This is a genomic window from Flagellimonas spongiicola (assembly GCF_023502425.1).
Lineage (GTDB): Bacteria > Bacteroidota > Bacteroidia > Flavobacteriales > Flavobacteriaceae > Flagellimonas > Flagellimonas spongiicola.
Genome location: NZ_JAMFMA010000002.1, coordinates 832,631 through 854,198, shown reverse-complemented (window position 1 = coordinate 854,198; position 21,568 = coordinate 832,631). Strand labels below are relative to the sequence as shown.

Annotated in this window: 23 protein-coding genes; 12 read left to right on the top strand and 11 right to left on the bottom strand. The window is 40.1% G+C overall.

The window, feature by feature from the left end; genetic code table 11:
• Positions 1–27: 27 nt before the first annotated feature.
• Positions 28–774 (top strand): succinate dehydrogenase/fumarate reductase iron-sulfur subunit, encoded by a 747-nt coding sequence (locus M3P19_RS10065; RefSeq protein ID WP_249657538.1) that lies wholly within the window; start codon positions 28–30, stop codon positions 772–774.
• Positions 775–868: 94 nt separating this feature from the next.
• Here the strand turns inward: M3P19_RS10065 and M3P19_RS10060 are convergent, their stop codons facing one another.
• Positions 869–1,453 carry a YceI family protein gene (locus tag M3P19_RS10060; RefSeq protein WP_249657537.1) on the bottom strand — a complete coding sequence of 195 codons (585 nt, stop codon included), beginning with the start codon at positions 1,451–1,453 and terminating at the stop codon, positions 869–871.
• A gap of 104 nt (positions 1,454–1,557) precedes the next feature.
• Between M3P19_RS10060 and M3P19_RS10055 the strand changes: the two genes are divergently transcribed.
• The 3 genes from M3P19_RS10055 to M3P19_RS10045 are packed head-to-tail and all read left to right on the top strand — an operon-like array spanning position 1,558 to position 4,068.
• The gene (locus M3P19_RS10055) at positions 1,558–2,439 is read left to right on the top strand and encodes a helix-turn-helix domain-containing protein (RefSeq protein ID WP_249657536.1); all 882 of its coding nucleotides are present in this window, start codon (positions 1,558–1,560) and stop codon (positions 2,437–2,439) included.
• An 8-nt stretch (positions 2,440–2,447) separates the two neighbouring features.
• Positions 2,448–2,927 (top strand): very short patch repair endonuclease, encoded by a 480-nt coding sequence (locus M3P19_RS10050; protein ID WP_249657535.1) that lies wholly within the window; start codon positions 2,448–2,450, stop codon positions 2,925–2,927.
• On the top strand, positions 2,920–4,068 hold the full coding sequence (locus M3P19_RS10045; protein WP_249657534.1) for a methionine aminotransferase: 1,149 nt from the start codon (positions 2,920–2,922) through the stop codon (positions 4,066–4,068). Before M3P19_RS10050 ends, M3P19_RS10045 begins: the two co-directional genes overlap by 8 nt.
• Here M3P19_RS10045 and M3P19_RS10040 read toward each other — a convergent pair whose 3' ends face one another.
• Positions 4,069–4,776, bottom strand: coding sequence for an XRE family transcriptional regulator (locus M3P19_RS10040; protein WP_249657533.1), 708 nt, complete (start codon positions 4,774–4,776; stop codon positions 4,069–4,071). It abuts the gene before it with no gap.
• Between the two features lie 144 nt (positions 4,777–4,920).
• Here M3P19_RS10040 and M3P19_RS10035 point away from each other — a divergent pair, with 144 nt between their 5' ends.
• The gene (locus M3P19_RS10035; protein ID WP_249657532.1) at positions 4,921–5,241 is read left to right on the top strand and encodes a hypothetical protein; all 321 of its coding nucleotides are present in this window, start codon (positions 4,921–4,923) and stop codon (positions 5,239–5,241) included.
• Here M3P19_RS10035 and M3P19_RS10030 read toward each other — a convergent pair.
• The 7 genes from M3P19_RS10030 to M3P19_RS10000 form a co-directional block, all read right to left on the bottom strand.
• Positions 5,230–5,760 (bottom strand): GNAT family N-acetyltransferase, encoded by a 531-nt coding sequence (locus M3P19_RS10030; RefSeq protein WP_249657531.1) that lies wholly within the window; start codon positions 5,758–5,760, stop codon positions 5,230–5,232. The two genes, M3P19_RS10035 and M3P19_RS10030, sit on opposite strands and share 12 nt — an antisense overlap.
• A 314-nt stretch (positions 5,761–6,074) precedes the next feature.
• The gene (locus M3P19_RS10025; protein ID WP_249657530.1) at positions 6,075–6,728 is read right to left on the bottom strand and encodes a 3-oxoacid CoA-transferase subunit B; all 654 of its coding nucleotides are present in this window, start codon (positions 6,726–6,728) and stop codon (positions 6,075–6,077) included.
• 54 nt (positions 6,729–6,782) lie between these two features.
• Positions 6,783–7,145, bottom strand: coding sequence for a four helix bundle protein (locus M3P19_RS10020; RefSeq protein WP_249657529.1), 363 nt, complete (start codon positions 7,143–7,145; stop codon positions 6,783–6,785).
• A 23-nt stretch (positions 7,146–7,168) separates the two neighbouring features.
• Positions 7,169–7,870: a CoA transferase subunit A gene (locus tag M3P19_RS10015; protein WP_249657528.1), complete on the bottom strand. Its 702-nt coding sequence runs from the start codon at positions 7,868–7,870 to the stop codon at positions 7,169–7,171.
• 101 nt (positions 7,871–7,971) lie between these two features.
• A complete protein-coding gene (locus tag M3P19_RS10010) occupies positions 7,972–10,302 on the bottom strand; it encodes a penicillin-binding protein 1A (protein WP_249657527.1) in 2,331 nt (776 codons plus the stop codon).
• A gap of 3 nt (positions 10,303–10,305) precedes the next feature.
• A complete protein-coding gene (locus tag M3P19_RS10005) occupies positions 10,306–10,794 on the bottom strand; it encodes a gliding motility lipoprotein GldH (RefSeq protein WP_249657526.1) in 489 nt (162 codons plus the stop codon).
• Complete coding sequence (locus tag M3P19_RS10000; protein ID WP_249657525.1) at positions 10,784–11,941, bottom strand: PSP1 domain-containing protein; 1,158 nt, start codon at positions 11,939–11,941, stop codon at positions 10,784–10,786. The genes M3P19_RS10005 and M3P19_RS10000 overlap by 11 nt, the downstream gene beginning before the upstream one ends.
• 216 nt (positions 11,942–12,157) lie before the next feature.
• Between M3P19_RS10000 and M3P19_RS09995 the strand changes: the two genes are divergently transcribed.
• Positions 12,158–13,519 carry a BspA family leucine-rich repeat surface protein gene (locus tag M3P19_RS09995; protein ID WP_249657524.1) on the top strand — a complete coding sequence of 454 codons (1,362 nt, stop codon included), beginning with the start codon at positions 12,158–12,160 and terminating at the stop codon, positions 13,517–13,519.
• 41 nt (positions 13,520–13,560) lie between these two features.
• On the opposite strand, the gene trhO is transcribed toward M3P19_RS09995, so the two are convergent.
• Positions 13,561–14,592, bottom strand: coding sequence for an oxygen-dependent tRNA uridine(34) hydroxylase TrhO (gene trhO / locus M3P19_RS09990; protein WP_249657523.1), 1,032 nt, complete (start codon positions 14,590–14,592; stop codon positions 13,561–13,563).
• A 283-nt stretch (positions 14,593–14,875) separates the two neighbouring features.
• Here trhO and recA point away from each other — a divergent pair, with 283 nt between their 5' ends.
• The 5 genes from recA to M3P19_RS09965 all read left to right on the top strand — a co-directional run bounded on the left by recA (position 14,876) and on the right by M3P19_RS09965 (position 19,829).
• Complete coding sequence (gene recA, locus M3P19_RS09985; protein WP_249657522.1) at positions 14,876–15,883, top strand: recombinase RecA; 1,008 nt, start codon at positions 14,876–14,878, stop codon at positions 15,881–15,883.
• A gap of 85 nt (positions 15,884–15,968) precedes the next feature.
• Entirely contained in the window at positions 15,969–16,406 is a 438-nt protein-coding gene (locus tag M3P19_RS09980; RefSeq protein WP_249657521.1) for a hypothetical protein, read from the top strand.
• 29 nt (positions 16,407–16,435) lie between these two features.
• Positions 16,436–16,966, top strand: a complete 531-nt coding sequence (locus M3P19_RS09975) for an RNA polymerase sigma factor (protein ID WP_249657520.1) — start codon at positions 16,436–16,438, stop codon at positions 16,964–16,966.
• The gene (locus M3P19_RS09970; RefSeq protein ID WP_249657519.1) at positions 16,967–18,490 is read left to right on the top strand and encodes an outer membrane beta-barrel protein; all 1,524 of its coding nucleotides are present in this window, start codon (positions 16,967–16,969) and stop codon (positions 18,488–18,490) included.
• Positions 18,491–18,671: 181 nt separating this feature from the next.
• Positions 18,672–19,829 (top strand): histidine kinase, encoded by a 1,158-nt coding sequence (locus M3P19_RS09965; protein WP_249657518.1) that lies wholly within the window; start codon positions 18,672–18,674, stop codon positions 19,827–19,829.
• A 63-nt stretch (positions 19,830–19,892) separates the two neighbouring features.
• On the opposite strand, the gene M3P19_RS09960 is transcribed toward M3P19_RS09965, so the two are convergent.
• Positions 19,893–20,264: a nuclear transport factor 2 family protein gene (locus M3P19_RS09960; protein ID WP_249657517.1), complete on the bottom strand. Its 372-nt coding sequence runs from the start codon at positions 20,262–20,264 to the stop codon at positions 19,893–19,895.
• A gap of 193 nt (positions 20,265–20,457) precedes the next feature.
• Between M3P19_RS09960 and M3P19_RS09955 the strand changes: the two genes are divergently transcribed.
• On the top strand, positions 20,458–21,471 hold the full coding sequence (locus M3P19_RS09955) for a GlxA family transcriptional regulator (RefSeq protein WP_249657516.1): 1,014 nt from the start codon (positions 20,458–20,460) through the stop codon (positions 21,469–21,471).
• The last annotated feature ends 97 nt before the right edge of the window (positions 21,472–21,568 follow it).

Sequence of the window (21,568 nt, the reverse complement as noted above, 5' to 3'; positions counted from 1 at the left end):
CATTCACGAGCACATAATAGCGAATACATGAAGCTAACACTAAAAATCTGGAGACAAAAGGACGCTGCATCAAAGGGTCAAATTGTGGATTACATCCTCGATGGTGTGGAAGGCGATATGTCCTTTTTGGAAATGTTGGATATCCTAAATGAGGAATTGGTTTCCAAGGGCGAAGAACCAGTGGAGTTCGATCATGATTGTAGAGAAGGTATCTGTGGTACATGTTCCCTGCAAATCAATGGAGAACCACATGGCCCGGACAGATTGATCACAACTTGCCAATTGCATATGCGCAAATTCAAGGATGGGGATACTATTGTCATTGAGCCGTTTAGAGCAAAGGCATTTCCAGTGATAAAAGATTTGATCGTAGATCGCAGTGCTTTTGATCGTATCCAACAAGCAGGTGGTTACATCTCTGTAAACACTTCTGGAAATACGGTTGATGCAAATGCCATTCCGATTCGGAAAGAAGATGCTGATAAGGCGATGGATGCTGCAACTTGTATTGGATGTGGCGCCTGTGTGGCAGCTTGTAAAAATGCAAGTGCTATGTTGTTCACTTCCGCTAAAGTTTCACAGTTTGCCTTATTACCTCAGGGTCAAGTAGAGGCCGCGGAACGTGTGGAGAATATGGTTCGCCAAATGGACTTGGAAGGTTTCGGGAATTGTACAAATACCGGAGCTTGTGAAATTGAATGTCCAAAAGGAATTTCCTTGGAGAATATTGCCCGTATGAACCGAGAATATCTATCCGCTTCGATTAAAGGATAAAATTCCAATACATAAAGACCAAAACCCAAACTTCAGTAAAAGTTTGGGTTTTTTGTTTATAAAAATGTGAGGAAACGCAAGCGAACAAGCGTTGTTAGCATCCCGGTTTGGTTACCAGAACCACTTCAAATCCTATGGCATCCGAAATGATATTTTCTTTAACGCTATCAATCAATCCTTTGGATTCATATTGAATACCCCAACGGGTTCTATCAATAACAAACTTTGATTTAAATACCTGGGTTTTGTTTGATTCTTCAATAGTCATCCTAAAATTTATGGGATGGGTAATCCCTTTTATGGTCAGCAATGCTTCGGCACTTATTTCCTTGAAATCAACGTAAAAGACCTGGGTGATTTTCAACTTGGCAATCGGATGATTTTTCACATCAAAGAAATCCTCATTCTTTAAATGTGAAACCAGCATTTCGTTGTATTTACCATCTGTATTGACAATAGACTTCATATCTACCACAAAATGCCCTCCCATTATGTTATCTCCCGTCCATAAAAATGTCCCATTAGAAAATTTTACGGTTCCATAATGCTCATTGAACTGGAATAATTTAGATCCAGTCCATTTGATAACACTCTTTTCTGTATCAATATTTATGGTACCTTGTCCATACATAAAGGTATTAAACCCAATACTTACTGCTAATAAGATGATTTTTTTCATTGTTTCGTTTTGGACAAAACTATGTTTGGGGATGCCTCAGGTGGTGAAGAAAATGTAAATGAAATGCAAAAAATTGCAAATATTGACAACAAGGTATTAGGAAAATGAAAGTAATCGTCTACGTATACAGCTTCCTGGTTTTAGGGGTATTTTCCTATTTGGTTGTCAATACGATGACCAGACCTCCAGAGAAAAATTTATCCAGTTTAATAAAAGTTGCACTAAGAAATACAGGGAATTCACTTCTCTTGCAACATAAAGACTCCACATCTTTGGTTATGCCAGTTACTGCATTGGAGTCAGATCAATTTGAATTGACTTTTCAATCAGAACTGCCTATTATTCCGGACAGTCTGGTTGCGTCCCTAGCCAATAATTTTCAAATTCTTAATCTCCCTAACAACTATCTTGTAGAGGTGGTTAATTGCGACACCAAGGAAATATCCTATAGTTATGTCCAATCCGTTGATGAAGAACAAAATCTAATTCATTGTAGAGGCAGGAATCTTCCCAAGAACTGCTATACCATTAATGTTCAGTTCCCTAGTATTTCAAATCAACGGGAATCTACTATGGGTTTTACCTGGTATGCCGTTTTTTTTATTGCCTCCATTGGTGCGGGACTGCTGTTTTGGAACAAGAAGAAAGAAGCTAATGCTTCCTTCTTACCACATTCGTACTCGGCCATAGGCAGCTACGAATTTTACAAGGACCAAAATATGCTGGTCAGAAATGGCGTCTCGTTCAGGCTTACTTCCAAAGAAGCTGAACTGATCAAAATATTCAGCGATCATTTAAACCAAGTTGTTACTCGGGATGTGCTACTTAATGAGGTTTGGGAGAGCAAAGGTGTATTTGTTGGGCGCAGCTTGGATACCTTTATTTCCAAAATCAGAAAGAAATTCCAGGATGATGACCAAGTCAATCTGCTGAATGTACATGGAATTGGCTATAAACTTGAAATCACTAAAAAATTTCGGAACTAATAGCAATCATGTCCAGTAAATACCAAAAAGAGCGTATACAAGTCCCTCGTTTCAACGAAGCCTCTGGTTTTTATACCACACCTGAGCGCTCTAAGATAATGGGCAAAATCCGTGGTAGGAACACCAAGCCAGAATTACGGTTTCGGAAGGCCTTATGGGCCGCAGGCTATCGTTATCGTGTTGATTATAAAAAGTTGATCGGCAGGCCCGATATCCTTCTTAAAAAATACAAGACCGCAATTTTTATTGATGGTGAGTTCTGGCACGGGCAAAACTGGCCAGAACGCAAACAAAAAATCAAAAGCAATCGTGAGTTTTGGATAGCCAAAATTGAACGGAATATGCAACGGGATGAAGAGGTAAATCACGAATTGAAAGCAATGGGCTATACCGTTTTTCGGTTTTGGGAAAGTGAGGTTAAAAAGGACTTGGACCGCTGCCTTCAAAAAGTGTTGGACAAATTAAAGGAACAATCAATTCATGGATAATATCATTTCCAAATTACCCAATGTAGGTACCACAATTTTTACTACAATTGGCCAATTGGCCCTGCAACATAATGCAGTTAATCTTTCGCAAGGTTTCCCAAACTTTCCTCCAGACCCTGCATTACTTCATTTGGTGGATGAAGCACTTCAACTGGATTACAACCAATATGCTCCCATGCAGGGTTCTAAAGCACTCCGTGAAACCCTATCTGAAAAAACGGAACAACTCTATGGTAAATATTACCATCCTGATACCGAGATAACCATTACCTCTGGGGCAACACAAGCTATATTTACCACCATTGCAGCTTTTGTCAATCCTGGGGACGAGGTCATCATTCTACGTCCGGCCTATGATTGTTATGAACCAGCAATTGAGCTTTTTGGCGGTAAAGTAGTCCCTGTTGATTTGGTGGGCAAGGATTTTGAAGTGGACTGGGAAGCCCTTAAATCAGCCGTTGGCGCTAACACGCGAATGCTTATCATCAACAATCCGCATAACCCTACGGGTAAACTATGGGCTGAAGCTGATATGCAAAAGTTTCAAGAAATACTATCTGGAACCAATGTGATCTTGCTAAGTGATGAAGTCTATGAGCATATTGTATTTGATGGAAAACCGCATCTTAGTGTATCAAAATATCTAGATTTGGCCTCTAGAAGTTTCATTACATCTTCATTTGGAAAAACATTTCACATCACAGGTTGGAAAATTGGCTACGTGGTAGCGCCAAAAGAACTTATGAAAGAATTCCACAAGGTGCATCAGTATAATGTGTTTTCTGTTTTTAGACCAGCCCAATATGCCTTGAACCAATATTTGAAAAACCATGACCACTATTTAGAACTAGGGTCCTTTTATCAGCAGAAGCGAGACTATTTTCTGGAAGCAATAAAAACCTCAAAGTTCACAGTTAAACCATCAGGTGGTACTTATTTTCAACTTTTGGGTTATGACCAAATCAGTGAAGAAAATGATATGGAGCTTGCCCTACGATTGATTAAGGAATATCAATTGGCCAGCATCCCGATTTCCGTTTTCTGCGGACCAAGTTACAATCAACGATACCTTCGTTTCTGTTTTGGTAAAACCGAAGAGGTATTGGACAAAGCAGCGGAAATCCTTATTCGGATCCAATAGCTACAATTGCTTTTTCACAATACTGAATAGCTGCAAAACATCCGAAAATGGGAGGTCAAAATCCTGATATTCTGGGGATGTATTCAGGTTCCCACATTTAAAGGTTTCTTGTTCCGGATGGTATCCCCGTATCTGTTTGCAGATAACACGGTCTTTACAAACTAGAATATAGGGCTTGTCCAAAAGTTCATAATCTTCGTTCCAAAACTCCTTTTTATCCAACTCAACGCCTAGCACAATAGATTTATTTGGAACAGAATCAATGCTTCCATCAAACATGGAATCTCCAGAAATCTCAAAAGCCATATGCAGTTCTTCCCCCATGGCATCCAACACAAAGCCGGTTTGAAAAGCATTTTGCGATGGCACACCTGCCTTTACACGATGAATATACTCTTGGTGGTCCTCCATCAAAACCAAGGAAGTCATTGCCAAAATCTTGCCCCTATCCAAAGGGTAGAAGACGCTTCCGTGTTTTGTGAAGGGTTTCTTCTTGCCGTAATTGTCTTTGGGATCATGGAACTCATGGATGTAAAGTTCCGGAATGGTCATATCAAAAAACTCGGCAATCTTCTTTAAGTTCTTCATGGGAATGTTTGCCTCCTTGCGCTCGTAAAGTTGTATTGTTCTTAGGCTTACTCCTATTTTATTGGCAAATTCCGTTTGATTTATCCCTATTTTTTTCCTTAACTCTTTTATTATGCGCATAAAATCATTATCTTGTGTAATATTTTTACGCTACAAGTCATTGCTGCGTAGTCATCATCCTCACCTTTGTAATTCACTTACGATCAAATATAGAAAAAGCGAATTACTTCCATTTTCAGTATTTTAATCCTTCAATTCTATTCGATGGGACATCTCAAATCTATCTACCTACAAGGCATCAAAAAGGACATTTTCAATGAATCAGAGTTTGGAAAACCTATAAGCGATGATTTATCAGCAACACTAAGAAGAAACATTACCAAAGATTATATGGCTGATATTGCCACCCAAACTGGTATTAGTTTTTCTACCATCCGGGATGTTGTTTATAGAACCAATAGCCTTACTGCTGGCAATTCTGTGGCAATTGGCCTATTGGTAAAAACTGCTTTCGAAAATTCACTTGCTCGTAAAAGGCAAAATGATAGGGACATTGTGTTTCTGGAACGGATTTTAAAGTTCTAAGCGCAGCAACCAATCTGTTTGTTTATCCTTGCCAATAAAGTAAGGGTGCGTTCCAAACTTTGTGAATCCATTGTCCAGGTAAAATTTAATGGCCCTTGGGTTATGTTCCCATACCCCCAACCATAAATAATCCAGGGCATTTTTTTTGGCCAAGACAATAACTTGATCTAGTATCCATGCGCCAATACCTTTCCCTTGGTTACCCCCTAATACATAAATGCGTTCCAACTCCATGGAATTTTCATCTTTGATATCGCTTTGAGACTTACCAATATTTACTTTAAAATAGCCAACAAGTTCCGTTGAATCATACACAAAATAAAAGGACGTTCCATCCGAGTTTATTTCGTTTAGCAACTGCGTTTCGTTAAAAGCAGTTTCGATGTAGTTCTTAAAATCATCTGGGTCATTCTGTGCCTCAAATGCTGCAATAAACGTATCCCGCGAAATATGCGTCAATAAAGACGCATCGGATGTTGTACATTTTTGAATTGACAAATGCGTTGTTAGAGGTTTCATAAGCCTAAAAATAGGGATAAAAAAAAGAGCCTAACTTGGTGTTGGCCCTTCGATTTTTTGGTGGTAATTAATTGATTTAAAGCATGAAAAGCTTTTTAATCAACAACATAATTCCAGTAAAAAAATCGTTTCTGTAAACTTGTACATTGTCCTCAACTGAGGAGCGGGTTAATTTGGGTGCCATGGTGTTGATTTTAATGGAGTTAATTTGGGAAAAATATTCTACAAATCCAAAATACCTCTTAAGTTTTATGAAATAAAAAAAATGTTGTGAAAATCATGCTGTTTGTGGTGAACAAACTTAACCACAACACCTACAAAACCATCTCTGGCACGTTATCATCAACTAGTAATTTACCCTCTGTGGCATTAACAATTTCTTCTACGGAAACACCAGGAGCTCGTTCCACTAATTTAAAACCTTCTGGGGTTACTTCCAGAACGGCCAAATTGGTGACAATTTTCTTTACGCAACCGACCCCTGTTAACGGTAAGGTACAGGCTTTTAGTAATTTGGATTTTCCAGCTTTGTTGGTGTGCATCATGGCAACAATAATATTCTCTGCGGAAGCAACCAAATCCATAGCTCCTCCCATTCCTTTTACCATCTTTCCCGGAATCTTCCAATTGGCAATATCACCGTTTTCCGCAACCTCCATTGCGCCTAATATGGTCAAGTCAACATGCTGACCACGAATCATACTGAAACTTAATGCAGAATCAAAAAAAGAAGCTCCGGGCAATGTGGTTATTGTTTGCTTACCAGCATTGATAATATCTGCATCTTCTTCACCTTCAAATGGAAAGGGGCCCATGCCCAATACCCCATTTTCGGATTGAAATTCAACACTGATATCCTCTCGTACAAAATTGGCCACCAAAGTCGGTATCCCTATACCCAGGTTAACATAATAGCCATCTTTTACTTCTTTAGCGATTCTTTGCGCTATTCCGTTTTTATCCAACATTTTTAATTCCTAATTGATTAATTACTAATGAAGCAACGCATTCGTACATTACTCTTAGCTGTTGTTTAATTTCTTTTTACTTGTACTTACTATTTTACCCAAAATAAGGCTCAGTTCACTTGATGTACTTATCAATTCTTCATTGCAAGGGTAGGATTTTGACTTTTCACACAATTCCAGCCAGTATTTGGTTTCTTCCAATTCTTTGGCTGCGATTTTTAATTTATGGACAAAATCAGCCATGCTTTCGGCATTCTGTGCTTCTCTGATATTTGCCCCTACACTTGTACCCGCTTTAAGTAATTGTCTTGCAACTACGAATTTTTTATTTCCTTCCAACTCCTCACAAAACTCAATTACCAATAAAGCCAGCTCTGTTGATTTAGTCACAACTACGTTTTCCCTCACCTCCATCATTCAAACATTAGTTTATTTGCACATTATGATTTAATTCGAACGGTTCGCTGTTCAATTCGTTTTTCATACTGCTTTCCTTGGAAAATTCGTTGCACAAAAATTCCTGGAATATGAATTTCATTGGGGTCCAAAGTCCCGGCGGGCACCAATTCTTCAACCTCAGCCACGGTGATTTTTGCCGCACCACACATACAGGGATTAAAATTTCTAGCCGTTCCTTTAAATATTAAATTTCCAGCTTCATCACCTTTCCATGCTTTTACAAACGCGAAATCGGCCTTGTAGGCAGGTTCGAGAACATACATCTTACCATCAAATTCTCGGGTTTCTTTTCCTTCGGCAACTTCGGTTCCGTAACCTGCGGGTGTAAAAAAGGCTGGAAAGCCGGCTTGGGCGGCTCTGCATTTTTCAGCCAAAGTACCTTGGGGCGTTAACTCAACTTCCAGTTCCCCGCTGAGCATCTGTCGCTCAAACTCATCGTTTTCGCCCACATAAGAAGAAATCATCTTTTTTATTTGATGCTTCTGCAATAAAAGTCCCAGACCAAAATCGTCTACACCGGCATTGTTGGATATACATGTAATGTCACGGATACCCAATTCCACCAACTGTCCAATAGCGTTTTCCGGAATACCGCAAAGGCCAAATCCTCCAAGCATAAAAGTCATTCCGTCTGCTACACCTTCCAAGGCATCCTGTACATTTGAAACTGTTTTTTTGATCATTTCCAATAGTTTTTCTGAACGTTTGAAATTACGACTAAAATAAAAAAGCCCCAAGAAACAATGCTGCTTCTTGGGGCCGAATTTATTCATTTACCATAGGACTAAAATCCGATATCTTCATCAAGATCGTCCTCGGTATCGATTTCTTCTTTAAGTTCTTTCAAAATCTTGGTACAATCCACATTTATCGTCATTTCTTCGGGTTCCTCAAAAGCTTCAATTGAGACACCCAATTCCTCGTTTTCATAATTCTTCTTCATATAAAGGGCCCAAATTGGCAAGGCCATTGAAGCACCTTGACCATAAAGTAGACTTTGGAAATGCGCGGCTCTATCTTCACCACCAACCCAAACTCCTGTAACCAAATTGGGCACCATTCCCATAAACCACCCATCGCTTTGGTTTTGAGTAGTCCCGGTTTTACCGGCTATTGGATTTGTCAACTCATAAGGATACCCTGTAATGATGTCTTTATAGACGGATTGCTCCTTGGCAAAGGTGTGTCGTAGTCTTGTTCCTGAACCCCCTTGGGTTACCCCTTCCATTAAATTTACCATGGCGTAAGCTACATCCTTACTTAATACGTCTTTGGTTTCAGGGACATATTCGTAAAGGACCGTCCCGTTTTTATCTTCAATCCTAGTGATCATAACTGGTTTCACATACACCCCTTGATTGGCAAAGGTTCCGTATGCACCGACCATATCATACACGTTAAAATCATGCGTGCCCAAAGCAATAGAAGGGACCACGGGAATGTCTCTGTCAAGACCCATGCTGTTAGCGATATTCACCACGGAAGCTGGTCCTACTTTATCTATAAGTTGTGCGGTAACGGTGTTTACGGAATTGGCCAAGGCATTTTTAAGTGTCAGGTTTTTCCCTGAGTACTTCCCGTCTGAATTCTTCGGACACCATGCTTCCATGTTCCCATGCTTTAAGGGCTCAATGCAATATTGATTGTCCGGCAGTGAATCGCACGGTGAATAACGCAATTGATCAATGGCCGCTGCATATACAAATGGCTTAAACGTAGACCCTGCTTGACGGGCGCCCTGGTAAACATTATCATACTGAAAATGTTTATAATCCACACCTCCTACCCAAGCTTTAACGTGACCGGTTTGTGGTTCCATGGACATCATTGCGGTACGCAAAAATGTTTTGTAATAACGAATGGAATCCAAAGGTGTCATTATGGTATCCTTTTCAAAAGAGTCACTGTTCCAATCAAAAACGGTCATTTCCGTTGCTACATGGAACGACTTTCGGATGGAGTCCTCGTTTATTCCTTCCCTGGACATACTTCGCCATCTTACGGAACGTCTCATGGCACTGCGCATAATGGTGTCAATTGCTCCACGTGTTAAATCCACAAATGGTGCAGTAGGATTTCTTTTAGGCGTATTCTGATGAAAGAATTCTGCCTGTAGATTCTTCATGTGCATCTCCACGGCCTCTTCAGCATTCTTTTGCATACGGGAATCTATGGTCGTAAATACTTTTAAACCGTCTAGGTAGATGTTGTATTTTTCGCCATCGGGTTTTGGATTATCGCGCACCCATCTGTTCAACCAACGTTGGGCATGCATCCTAAAATAGGTGGCCAATCCTTCGCGGTGTGATTCCGGGCTGAAATTGATATCCATTTCCAGATTCTGAAGGGAGTCCTTTTCTTCTTGGGTGATGTATTCGTATTTGGCCATTTGCGCCAATACCACGTTTCGTCGTCCTTTTACCAATTCAGGCCTCCTGATAGGGTTATAATATGAGGAGTTTTTTAGCATCCCAACCAAAACTGCTGATTCTTCAGTACGAAGGTCTATAGGTTCCTTGCCAAAATAAATCCGCGAAGCGGAACGGATACCATCGGCATTGTTTAGAAAATCATATATATTTAAGTACATCGCTATGATTTCTTCCTTAGTATACTGTCTTTCCAAACGTATGGCCAAAACCCATTCCATCACCTTCTGAATCAACGCCTTGGATTTCTCTTCCTTTTCCCTTGCTCCAATGAAGAGCTGCCTTGCCAGTTGTTGTGAAATTGTGCTAGCCCCTCCCTTTCTGCCTAAATAAGCGAAAGCCCTAATGGTTCCCCGTGCATCTATCCCAGCGTGTTTAAAATACCTAGCATCTTCAGTGGCAACAAGTGCATCCACTAGGTTACTTGGCAGGTCGCTAAAAGCTACAGGAGTTCGATTATCATTCAAATAGAACTTTCCAAGGGTTTTCCCGTCAGAAGAAATGATTTCGGTGGCTAAGTTGGTCTCAGGATTTTCCAGATGCTCATATTCGGGCATGGGTCCAAACAATCCCCAAGATGCCAATAAGAATATAAGAATTGCTGAAAGGACTCCAGCTCCGAAAAGAATCCAAAACCATTTGATGAAAGGAAGGAAGCTCTTTTGCTTGTGCTTAGCTTTTGCCATTGTTTATTGGGTGCTTTTTTCAATTTCCAATCCTACGTCCGTGATTCCATCGAGGATAAACAATCCATCTACTTCACCATTTTTACGCATGGCATGGGAAACACTTAACTTATATACGCCAGAATCTGGAAAAACGATGTTTTCCTTATACCAAAGTTTGCTTTCCTTGATACTTCCCATACCTTTTCCCAACCATTCTCCGGTGGGTTTCGCCATTCTATATTCCAAGGTGTCGCGTTGCGTGTTCCCATCAGGAAACTCCAACTCGGTAATCAGGAAGAGGTTACTAAACGGAAAGGTGTTGTCATTTCTGACACTGATGAACATATTGTGTTGTTGAATGGAATCCAGTTCCAAAAACTCAAAATGCAATGTTTCATCCATTTCCCATTTCCCATTTGACAACGCCTCATATTCTGAAAAGACCAAACCGCTGTTGCATGAAATCAAACTCATGCATAAAACCAAGATCAGGTAAAATTTATTGTGCATTGGAAGATGCTTTTGGGCGATTTTTTCTTCTTTTCTTGTTTCGTTTCTTTTTCTTGGGACGATCAAATCGGGTTAGACTGTCTTGGCCAACTACATTCTCAAAGGCCATTTTTTCCTCGCTAACATTATCTTGTGCGTAATCTTCAAGGTTATCTATTTTTTGCCCTTTTTTATTCAGCGCAATAATTTCCAAGACATTGTCTTTGTCCAAGGCATGCCAAGTGGCTGGGTCATCCCTGTAAGAAAACCAAAGTGTTTTTTTGAATATATCGGCCTTTTGGCAAAATGCCACTCCTTTTTTTGTTTGAAGTTTACTGTCTTGGGATGGAAAATCCTTTAAGGCCTCCAAGTACATATCCAGTTCGTAATTGAGACAACATTTGAGTTTGCCACATTGCCCTGCCAATTTCTGGGGATTCAATGCCAATTGCTGATAGCGTGCCGATGCCGTACTAACGGACCTAAAATCCGTTAGCCAAGTGGAACAACAAAGTTCACGACCGCAGGAACCAATACCCCCTAAACGTTGAGCCTCTTGTCGGTAACCGATTTGACGCATCTCTATTCGGATGCCAAAGGCTTTGGCCATATCCTTGATCAACTGTCTAAAATCAACCCGCTCTTCTGCTGTGTAATAAAATGTGGCTTTGGAACCATCGCCTTGAAACTCAACATCGCTGAGTTTCATCTGAAGTTTTAGCGAAATGGCTATTTCGCGAGAACGTTTCTGTACTTCGGCTTCTTTATCACGACTTTTTTGCCAAATGTCAATATCACGTTGAGAAGCTTTCCTGTAGATTTTGGGAAGTGTATTGTCATCTGCAGCGACCTTTTTGCGCTTCATCTGTACCTTAACCAATTCGCCAACCAAAGTAACAATGCCAACATCATGACCTGATTTGGCTTGGGTAGCCACAACATCCCCAATAGCCAAAGGAACGTTGTCTACGTTTCTAAAGAATTCTTTTCTACTGTTCTTGAATCGGACCTCAACACAGTCAAATGGTTTTTGACCGTTGGGTAGCGACATATTGGAAAGCCAGTCAAAGACTGTAAGCTTGTTACAACCATCTGTGCCACAAGTACCATTGTTCTTGCAACCCCGCGGTTGTCCATCCTTGCCGGTTGAACAACTGCTACATCCCATATATAATATCTTGATTTAGAGCCTAAAAACACAAGGCGCTAAAAAAGGTTCATAAATAATCTTGAGGTAAAGATAGCATAATTTGAGGCAGAAGCGAAATGGTTGTCGTCAACCCAAAACGGACATCCATCAAACCAGATGGTGTATTGGTAAAATGGCATGACTAATATCAATTTAATTCTGGCACATTTGGGTTTAATCGTAAAAACCCAAATTATGAAATTGAAATTCCTATTTGTTTTAAGTGTTCTGGTTTTTGCCTTGCATTCCTGCAGCAAGGATGAACCAAAAGTTGAAGAAAATCCTCCAACAATTACCGGTCATAGCGAAAGTGGAGCCATCGGAGCTATGCTTACCATTGACGGCACCAATTTTGGCACCACGATATCGGGAAACACCGTAACATTGAGTGGTGTTGCAGTGACCCTTAATGCTGCTACTGCCACCAAACTAACAGGCACTGTTCCTTCTGGAGCATCCACTGGAAAAATAAGTGTATCCACCGTGAACGGCTCCGCTACAAGCGCTAATGATTTTGTGGTGACCATAGAGGAAACCAATCAACCACCGCAGATTGAAGATCAAGGTTCTGCAGCAAGCGAACTTTCAACAAGCGAAAAAATATTGCATGATGTAGAAGCAGAAGATCCAGAAGGCAGCTCACTGGCATTTGAAATTACAGTAAATGACAACAACCTTTTCGTAATTAATGAACTTGGTGAAATTCGTTTGGCCGAAGGGAAGAACCTAGACTTTGAAACCCAAAAATCACATCAAATTACTGTTACTGTGAGTGATGGAATTAATACTGCAGCAGCGTTTGTTACAATAACCGTGAACAATGAAATTGAATCCCTATTTGAAGATCCAGATGCCTTTATCTTGACTTTTGAGACTACACAAGCCGATGAAGAGATTCAAGTGGGCACAAATGAATATGTTTCTTATGATTACACTATTAATTGGGGTGATGGAACTATAGAAAACATAACCTATAGTACACCGCCAAAACACACCTATTCTAGCATAGGTATGCATACCATAGCGATAAAGGGAGATTTATTCCCAAGAATTATAATGCAAAATAATCCATCTGAAGATAAACTCATTGGTATAGATCAGTGGGGAAATAACAGTTGGAACGGTATGAGGGTTGCATTTGCCGAATGCGAAAATTTATCATACATACCGGATGACATCCCAAATTTGGAGAATGTCACCGATACTGCTCGTATGTTTGATGGTGCTGAAAAAGTGAATGGAGCCGTAAGCTCGTGGGATATGAGCAATGTTACCAACATGAACCTCATGTTTAATGGCGCAAACCTATTTAATCAGGATTTGGGCAATTGGAATGTTACGAGTGTTACAACCATGGTTGGCATGCTTGATAATTCCGGGCTTTCTGAAGTAAATTATGAAAGCACCTTAATTGGCTGGGCAAGTCAAGGTGTCAATGAAGATGTATCCGTTGGTGCCCTAGGCTTATCGTATTGTTCGTCGGAATCTATAACCGCACGGCAAAATCTAATCGATATTGGATGGCTATTTACAGGAGACGAAGAATGTCCACAATAATCAACTAAAAAGAGCCCATTTGAAAATGGGCTCTTTTTTTATCATTTTTTATACTTCAACACCTCTGAACGGCCTTTCTTGAAAATCTTATTGCTTACCGTTTTTCCCTTCCGTAATCGTTTTTGTTCTTCAAAAGGTAAGGCATGTACCTCTTGGCATTCCGTAGAACAACAATCATCCATGGCCTTGGCGCACTCCTCACATTGGATAAACAACAAATGACAGGCCTCATTGGCGCAATTCACGTGAGTGTCACAGGGTTTCCCGCATTGGTGGCAATTGGAAATGATATCATTTGAAATCCGCTCGCCGCGTCGATGGTCAAAGACAAAATTCTTCCCTAAAAATTTGTTTTCTAATCCTTCTGCATTCACCTGGCGCGTATATTCAATAATACCACCTTCTAATTGGTATACATTTTTAAAACCTTTGTGTTTATAGTATGCACTTGCCTTTTCACAACGGATACCTCCGGTACAGTACATGACCAATTTCTTGTCTTCCTTATGCGCTGTAAGGTCGCTTTCTATTATGTCCAAAGAATCCCTAAATGTATCCACATCAGGCGTAACCGCATTTTTAAAATGACCAATCTCACTTTCATAATGGTTGCGCATGTCCACTAAAACGGTATCAGGATCTTCAATTAGTTCGTTGAATTTTTCGGCACCAACATGTATTCCTTTATCGGTTACATCAAAACTTTTATCGTCCAAACCATCGGCAACAATTTTCTTGCGCACTTTTACTTTAAGTTTCAAGAAAGATTTATTGTCCTGTTCCACGGCAATATTCAAACGTACATTCTCCAAAAATGTAACGCTGTCCAAATGATTTTTAAAATCCTGAAAGTTTTCCGCTGGAACCGAAAGTTGTGCATTTACCCCTTCATAGGCGACATAGATCCTGCCAAGAACATCCATATCGTTCCAAGCCAAGAAAAGGTGATTACGTAAAATGTGTGGATTGCCAATATGTGCATATTTATAGAAAGAGATGGTCAACCGATCTTTACCGGCTTCCTCAATAAGTTTCTCCCTTTCCTTTGCACTTAAAGTATTGTACAGTTGCATGCTATACCAATTTTTAAGTTAAAGAATCTGTGGTAAAAAGTTTGGCAAAGGTAATGGCTTCGGGCTAAAAAAGAAAAAGGGCTTCTTAAAAAGAAACCCTCCCAACCGATTAATCCTTTTTCATAGGGCAATTTTCCCTTTTGCCATAAGGCAACGAACCCTTCATGGTCCGCTATGATAATACGAGTTAGTATAGCTTAGATACAGTTGTTCAAAAAGGTTGCGTGAGTCTATTGTTGTATGCAAAAAGAAATGGTATTTTAGCTTCCCTAACATAGAAAATATGAGCAGCGAGAAAGATGCAAAATTGAAAGCCCTAAAGTTGACCTTGGACAAACTGGACAAAACCTATGGTAAAGGTGCTGTCATGAAATTGGGGGATAGTGTAGTTGAAGATGTAGAAGTTATCCCATCCGGATCATTGGGCTTGGATATTGCCTTGGGCGTTGGAGGTTACCCTAGAGGAAGAGTCATTGAAATCTATGGTCCTGAATCTTCAGGAAAAACAACTTTAACGCTCCATGCCATTGCCGAAGCGCAAAAAAATGGTGGCATTGCAGCTTTTATTGATGCTGAACACGCTTTTGATCGTTTCTATGCCCAAAAATTAGGTGTGGATATCGACAATCTTATTATTTCACAACCCGATCACGGAGAGCAGGCACTGGAAATTGCCGATAATCTAATCCGTTCCGGCGCCATTGACATTGTCATTATCGATTCCGTTGCAGCACTTACACCAAAAAGTGAAATAGAAGGTGAAATGGGAGATTCCAAAATGGGCTTACATGCACGATTGATGTCCCAAGCTTTGCGGAAATTGACTTCTACGATAAGCAAAACCAATTGCACCGTGGTTTTCATTAACCAATTGCGGGAAAAAATTGGCGTAATGTTCGGTAATCCAGAGACCACAACAGGGGGTAATGCCCTTAAGTTTTATGCTTCTGTGCGCTTGGACATCAGACGATCCACACAAATAAAGGATTCCGATGGTACCGTACAAGGAAACAAAACCCGCGTGAAAGTGGTGAAGAACAAAGTTGCTCCTCCTTTTAAAACAGCGGAATTTGATATCATGTATGGCGAAGGTGTCTCCAAAGTTGGCGAAATTCTTGATTTAGGTGTAGCCTATGAAATTGTGAAGAAAAGCGGTTCTTGGTTTAGCTACGGGGATACTAAACTTGGTCAAGGTAGGGATGCCGTAAAGGCCCTGTTAATAGACAATCCAGAGCTTTCCGAAGAACTTGAAGCAAAAATTAAGGAAGCCATTGCGGTGGTAACCGCCTAATACATTCCCAAAATTATTATTTTAGGTTGCAAATCCTACGCAACCCTTGAGATTGCTGTACATCTAGGAAGAAAAAGGAATTCTTATGATGAAAAAGGCAATATTGCTGTTCATGCTAATTAGTTCAGCACTACTGTTCAATGGTTGTAGTTTGGATGACGGTCAGAACTTCCATTTTACCACCTTGTCTGTGGTAGATGCAAATTTACCTGAGTTCTTTGAACTCAATGAAACCTATAGTATTGAGGTCACCTATGAACGACCTAATGACTGTACGTTTTTTGAAGGGTTTGATGTAACGCAGACTGCACAAACAGACAGGGATGTTGTAGTAATAGGGTCTGTATTGACAGAAGATACGGCTTGTGCTCAGGTAATACAGGAAGTAACGGCTACGTTTGAATTTGTGGTACTATATTCTGGTGAATACAATTTCAGATTTTATGCTGGTCAGAGTGCTTCTGACAATAGTTCTGAATTTTTGGAATTTACAGTGCCTGTAGTAGAGGTGCCAACTAATTAAATACTATCTAATCCAAAATTAACCAACGTTTGGATATTGAAGAGCTGATAAATAATTGCAAAAAAGGCAAGAGGCAGGCGCAAGCTGAATTATACCGGAAATATTCCGGTATTCTTTTCGGAATGTGCCTCAAGTATTCTCGGAACCGTACGGAAGCCGAGGATAATCTGCATGACAGCTTTATGACCATTTTCAACAAAATTGATCAATATAAATTCAATGGTTCATTTGAAGGTTGGATAAAACGCATCACGGTTAACACCGTTTTGCAGAAATATAGAAAAGAACAATATCTGGATGTAGTTTCCGAAAATGTTGGGGAACAAATCGAAGTGGACACGGAGGGCTTGGACGTAAGCCTGTCTACCTTGTTGGGCTACATTCAAGAGTTACCAAACAAATATAGGTTGACCTTCAACCTATACGTTTTGGATGGATATAGCCATAAAGAAATCAGTGAGATGTTAGGGACATCCACCGGCACTTCCAAGTCCAACTTGGCGCGTGCAAAAATGATTTTGAGGCAAAAAATTGAAAAAGAAAACATAAACATTGCTTAGATGGGGAAAAGGAATTTAGAGCAATTGTTCAAAGAAAAGTTAGGGGACTTTAAGGAGTTACCGGACGATCAGGTCTGGAAATCCATTGAAAGTTCTTTGGACAAGCAGAAGCAAAAGAAAAGGGTAATACCCATTTGGTGGAGACTAGGAGGGGTTGCAGCAGCATTGGCAATCCTATTGTATGTCATTAACCCTTTTGGCGGTAACGCCGAACAAGACAATAATTCGGTAGTGGATACCGAAGATGTGGTAACCCCTAAAACACCACAAGCTTCGGATAACATTCCATTGCCAAAAGGAGAAAGTCAAGATGCTGTAGTTGGCCTTGACCAAACGGAGGAAGAAAAACAAGTTCCACAAAATGCGGTGGCCGACGTTGCAACGGAAAATGCGAATACCATTAATAGTGGTCTGACAGAAAGTTCAAGTCAACAAAACGATAAACGTCAGCAGGCCAATCAAAAAGCGCAGCTTACAAATCAAGGGTTGAGCAATTCGAATGATTATTCGGCCGTTGCGCTAAATGATAGCGAAACTTCCAAGGATCAAAAAGAGGATGCTGTAGGTCAAACTCCAACAGAAATTGATGGCAGTAATTTATCGATTTTAGATTCAAAGGAACAAAACGCAGTAGCACAGTCTGATGAGCGTTTCAACCAAAATGTGGATGATCTTAAAAATACCAGCGACACCGATAAAGCTGTAGCGCAAGTAGAAGAGGAAGTCACTGAAGAAAATGAAAAGCAATCCATTTTTGATGCCATTGCCGAACAGGAAGAGGAAGTTGTAGCACAAAACTCCAGCAACAAATGGTCTGTTGGTCCTTCTGTTGCGCCTATCTACTTTAATGCCTCTGGTGAAGGTTCTCCGGTTCATTCCAATTTTGCGGCCAATTCAAAATCTGGAAATCTGGATTTGAGCTACGGTCTTACAGTTGCATATGAAGTAGGCAAAAAACTTACGGTTCGTTCGGGGATACATAGGGTCAACTTCGGATACGATACAAATGATGTTGTATTTTCAAATTCCCTTAATGGTAGCGTAAATCAGATTGACAATATTGATTATAGCAGCACTTCTAGAAATGTAGTTGTGGAAAGTAGAAAAACCAGTTCCTTAAATGATGCTTCTGCAGAATTTGCGGCCGAGTCCAGTGCAGTTTTAGAGGGCAAGATGGTGCAACAAATAGGGTATTTGGAAGTACCTGTGGAGTTGAATTATAGTCTTATTGATAAAAAATTCGGTGTTAACTTGATTGGTGGGATAAGTTCGCTTTTCCTCGTAGACAATTCCGTTTTATTGGAGTCTGAAGGATTGGTCACAGAAATGGGCGAAGCGAACAACGTAAATTCCCTAAACTTCAGTACCAATGTAGGATTAGGTTTCAACTATCAGTTCTCACCCAAAGTACAATTGAATTTAGAACCTGTTTTCAAATACCAGTTAAACACTTTTTCAGAAACTGCCGGGTCGTTTAGACCTTTCTCTGTTGGTGTTTATAGTGGATTCAGTTTTAAATTCTAAAACAAAGTTGGTTAGGAAGGTTGCTCCATTACGCAATCATTAAGCACCCCGCATCCTAGTGGGGTGTTTTTTTGCATATACTTTGCTAAAGTGCAGGTTTTCAGCAGTAAACTTCATATTGCCCAAACCAATGGCTTCAAAAAAAATTACTATTTTGAAGGCCCCATAAAAACCTACTGCCTTGAATAACGATCAATTTGAAGACATCCTAATCTACTTTTCCAAATCACTACTTGGAAAGGAAAATGAAGAGGAAATTCTATGGGACCTTGCCAAAAATTGTATTGCCAAACTTGGGTTTGTTGATTGCGTTGTCTATTTGTTGGATGACGAATTGGAAGTGCTCGTACAAAAAGCGGCCTATGGCCCCAAAAACCCAAAAGATTACAGTTTACATAATCCAGTAGCTATTCCCTTGGGAACAGGAATTACCGGAACTGTTGCAGAATCACGGGTAGCGGAAATCATTCCGGATACTTCTTTGGACAACAGGTATATTGTAGATGACGATCAACGTCTTTCCGAAATCTGTGTGCCTATTTACCATGAAGACGTGGTTTATGGAGTAATAGATTGTGAACATCCTGAAAGAGATTTCTTCACAAAGCAACATCTGAAAATGTTAGCTGCAATTGCCTCCATTGCCGCCATCAAAATGAAAAATGTACGCTCGCAAAAAGCATTGCGTGATGAACAGGCAAACCTATTGGCGATAAAAGAGGAAATGATGAATCTGAAATTGCAAGCCTTGAATTCGCAATTAAATCCTCACTTTGTATTCAATGCGCTTAATTCTATACAATATTATGTTACTGCGGAGGATAAAAAATCCGCTTTGGAGTACTTATCAACCTTCAGTAAGCTTGTTCGTTTTAATTTAAGTCATCTCGGGACAGAGGTTGTTTTGTTGGAGGACGAACTCAAAATGTTACAATGGTACCTCAAACTTCAAAAAATGAGGTACGATGAGCATTTGGAGTATCACATCAACGTGAATGACCCAGTGGGTATTTGGGATGCTATGATTCCCGCTACCTTGGTACAAACCTTAATGGACAATATTATAGAATATGCGATGTCCAGTCCAAACCATAAAGAGGTGCTTGATATTGACATTACAATTCAAAAAGAATATGTGGTTTTGGAAATCAGTTATGGAGACAAGGAGATGAGTTACTTGGCAGATACAAATCCCCAATATTCCGAACGCAACACGCGATTTTTAGATCAGATTCGGCTACTGAACACACACCAGGGCTATACAATTACCAAGGAAGAATATTTTGAGCCTTCTAAAAAAGGAGGGGTGGTAGTACTAACATTGCCAATTGTTGGTTAGGACAAGCGTTATGAACAAAGTTGGGAAAATAACCACATTTCCCAACCTTGCATTAATCTTAATTTATCCCCCCATCACTGAAGGGTCATAAAAGAACTGGGACTTGGTGATCTTTCCGTTTTCAACTTGGTACATGCAAAACTCCTCCATGTTAATACGGCCTCCTTGTTTAAAGGTAACATCGCTGGTCATTGGAACCACAAAATGATTTCCCACTACCATGGGATCACCTACCGTGCCGCCATGTGCTTCTTCAATATTACTGGCCCATTGGGCATATCCTTGAATAATATTATCCAATCCTTCTGTGCGCTCATTGGGCACTCCTGGCATTTCAACGCTTACTGCGTTGGGCGCATACAAGCCATAAGCTTCTTCGTACTTGCCTTCCCTGCAAAGGCCAACTAGTTTGTCTGCGACTTCCTGTGTTGTCATTTTACTATGGTTTTATGATTAATAAATAAACTCCAAATAATACAGTTTGTATACTGCTATGGCGCTAGGTTTTAACACCTGCTTTCCAAAACTACAAAAGAGGTCAATGGACAACTAAGGTCAAATAAGACACTTTAAAGGGTTGAATGTGCCAAGGATTCGAATTACATTTATCTTCCAAAAACAACTGATTATGAAACATGTAAGCATTTTGGTTCCAAAAGGGAATGCCATTTTAAGTAACATTGTTGGTCCGTTTAAGGTTTTGATGGCCGCTAATCAGTTCTTGAAAAAAAGTGGTGTTCGTGAGGATGACTTTTTTGACATCCATTTGGTTGGATTGGATTTGGATTATACGCTTTACGAGGGGTTGTTCAGTATCCATTGTGATCGAACGATCAACGACATTAAAAAAACAGATTTGATTCTCATTCCGGCCATTCGACCGGATAAATTGGAGGAAGATCTAGATGATAACAAGGATTTTATCCCTTGGATACTACACCAAAGAAACATCAACAAGACCGAGGTTGCAAGTATGTGCATGGGTGCTTTCTTATTGGCTCAAACCGGATTGGTCGATGGCAAGCAATGCGCTACGCATTGGGCCGGGATGGAAATTTTCAGAAAAATGTTTCCGCAAGTAATCTTGGTCCCAAACAAAATTGTTACGGAAGAAAATGGAATCTACACCAGTGGTGGTGCCTTTTCATTTTTGAATTTAATGGTACACCTAATTGAAAAATATTGTGGTAGACCCACCGCTATATACCTTTCCAAATTTTTTGAAATTGACTTGGATCGTGAAAACCAAAACCAATTTGCCATTTTTCAAGGTCAAAAAGACCACGAAGATGCGGCAATCCAAAAAGCACAAGTATATATTGAGAGTAACGTCAAGAAAAAAATATCGGTAGAGCAGTTGGCCAAAATGTATGCCATTAGCAGCAGGAACTTTGTTCGAAGATTCAAAAAAGCTACACAAAATACGCCTTTGGAATACATTCAAAGGGTAAAAATAGAGGCTGCAAAAAGAAGCTTGGAATCCACACAACAGAACATTAATGAAGTCATGTATCAAGTCGGATATGCGGACCAAAAAGCATTCCGTACGGTCTTTAAAAAATACGTTGGTCTATCGCCGGTGGCATATAAAACAAAATACAATAGAAATCGTTCCAATTTTGAACGTTTGAGCGCTTGGTGATTGTCTACATATTAACGATTGGACCCGCTCTATGAAAAAAACTTGCACTTTACCGATCAGCCTTATAATAATCTGGCCGTTTTTCAGTTAAGGATAG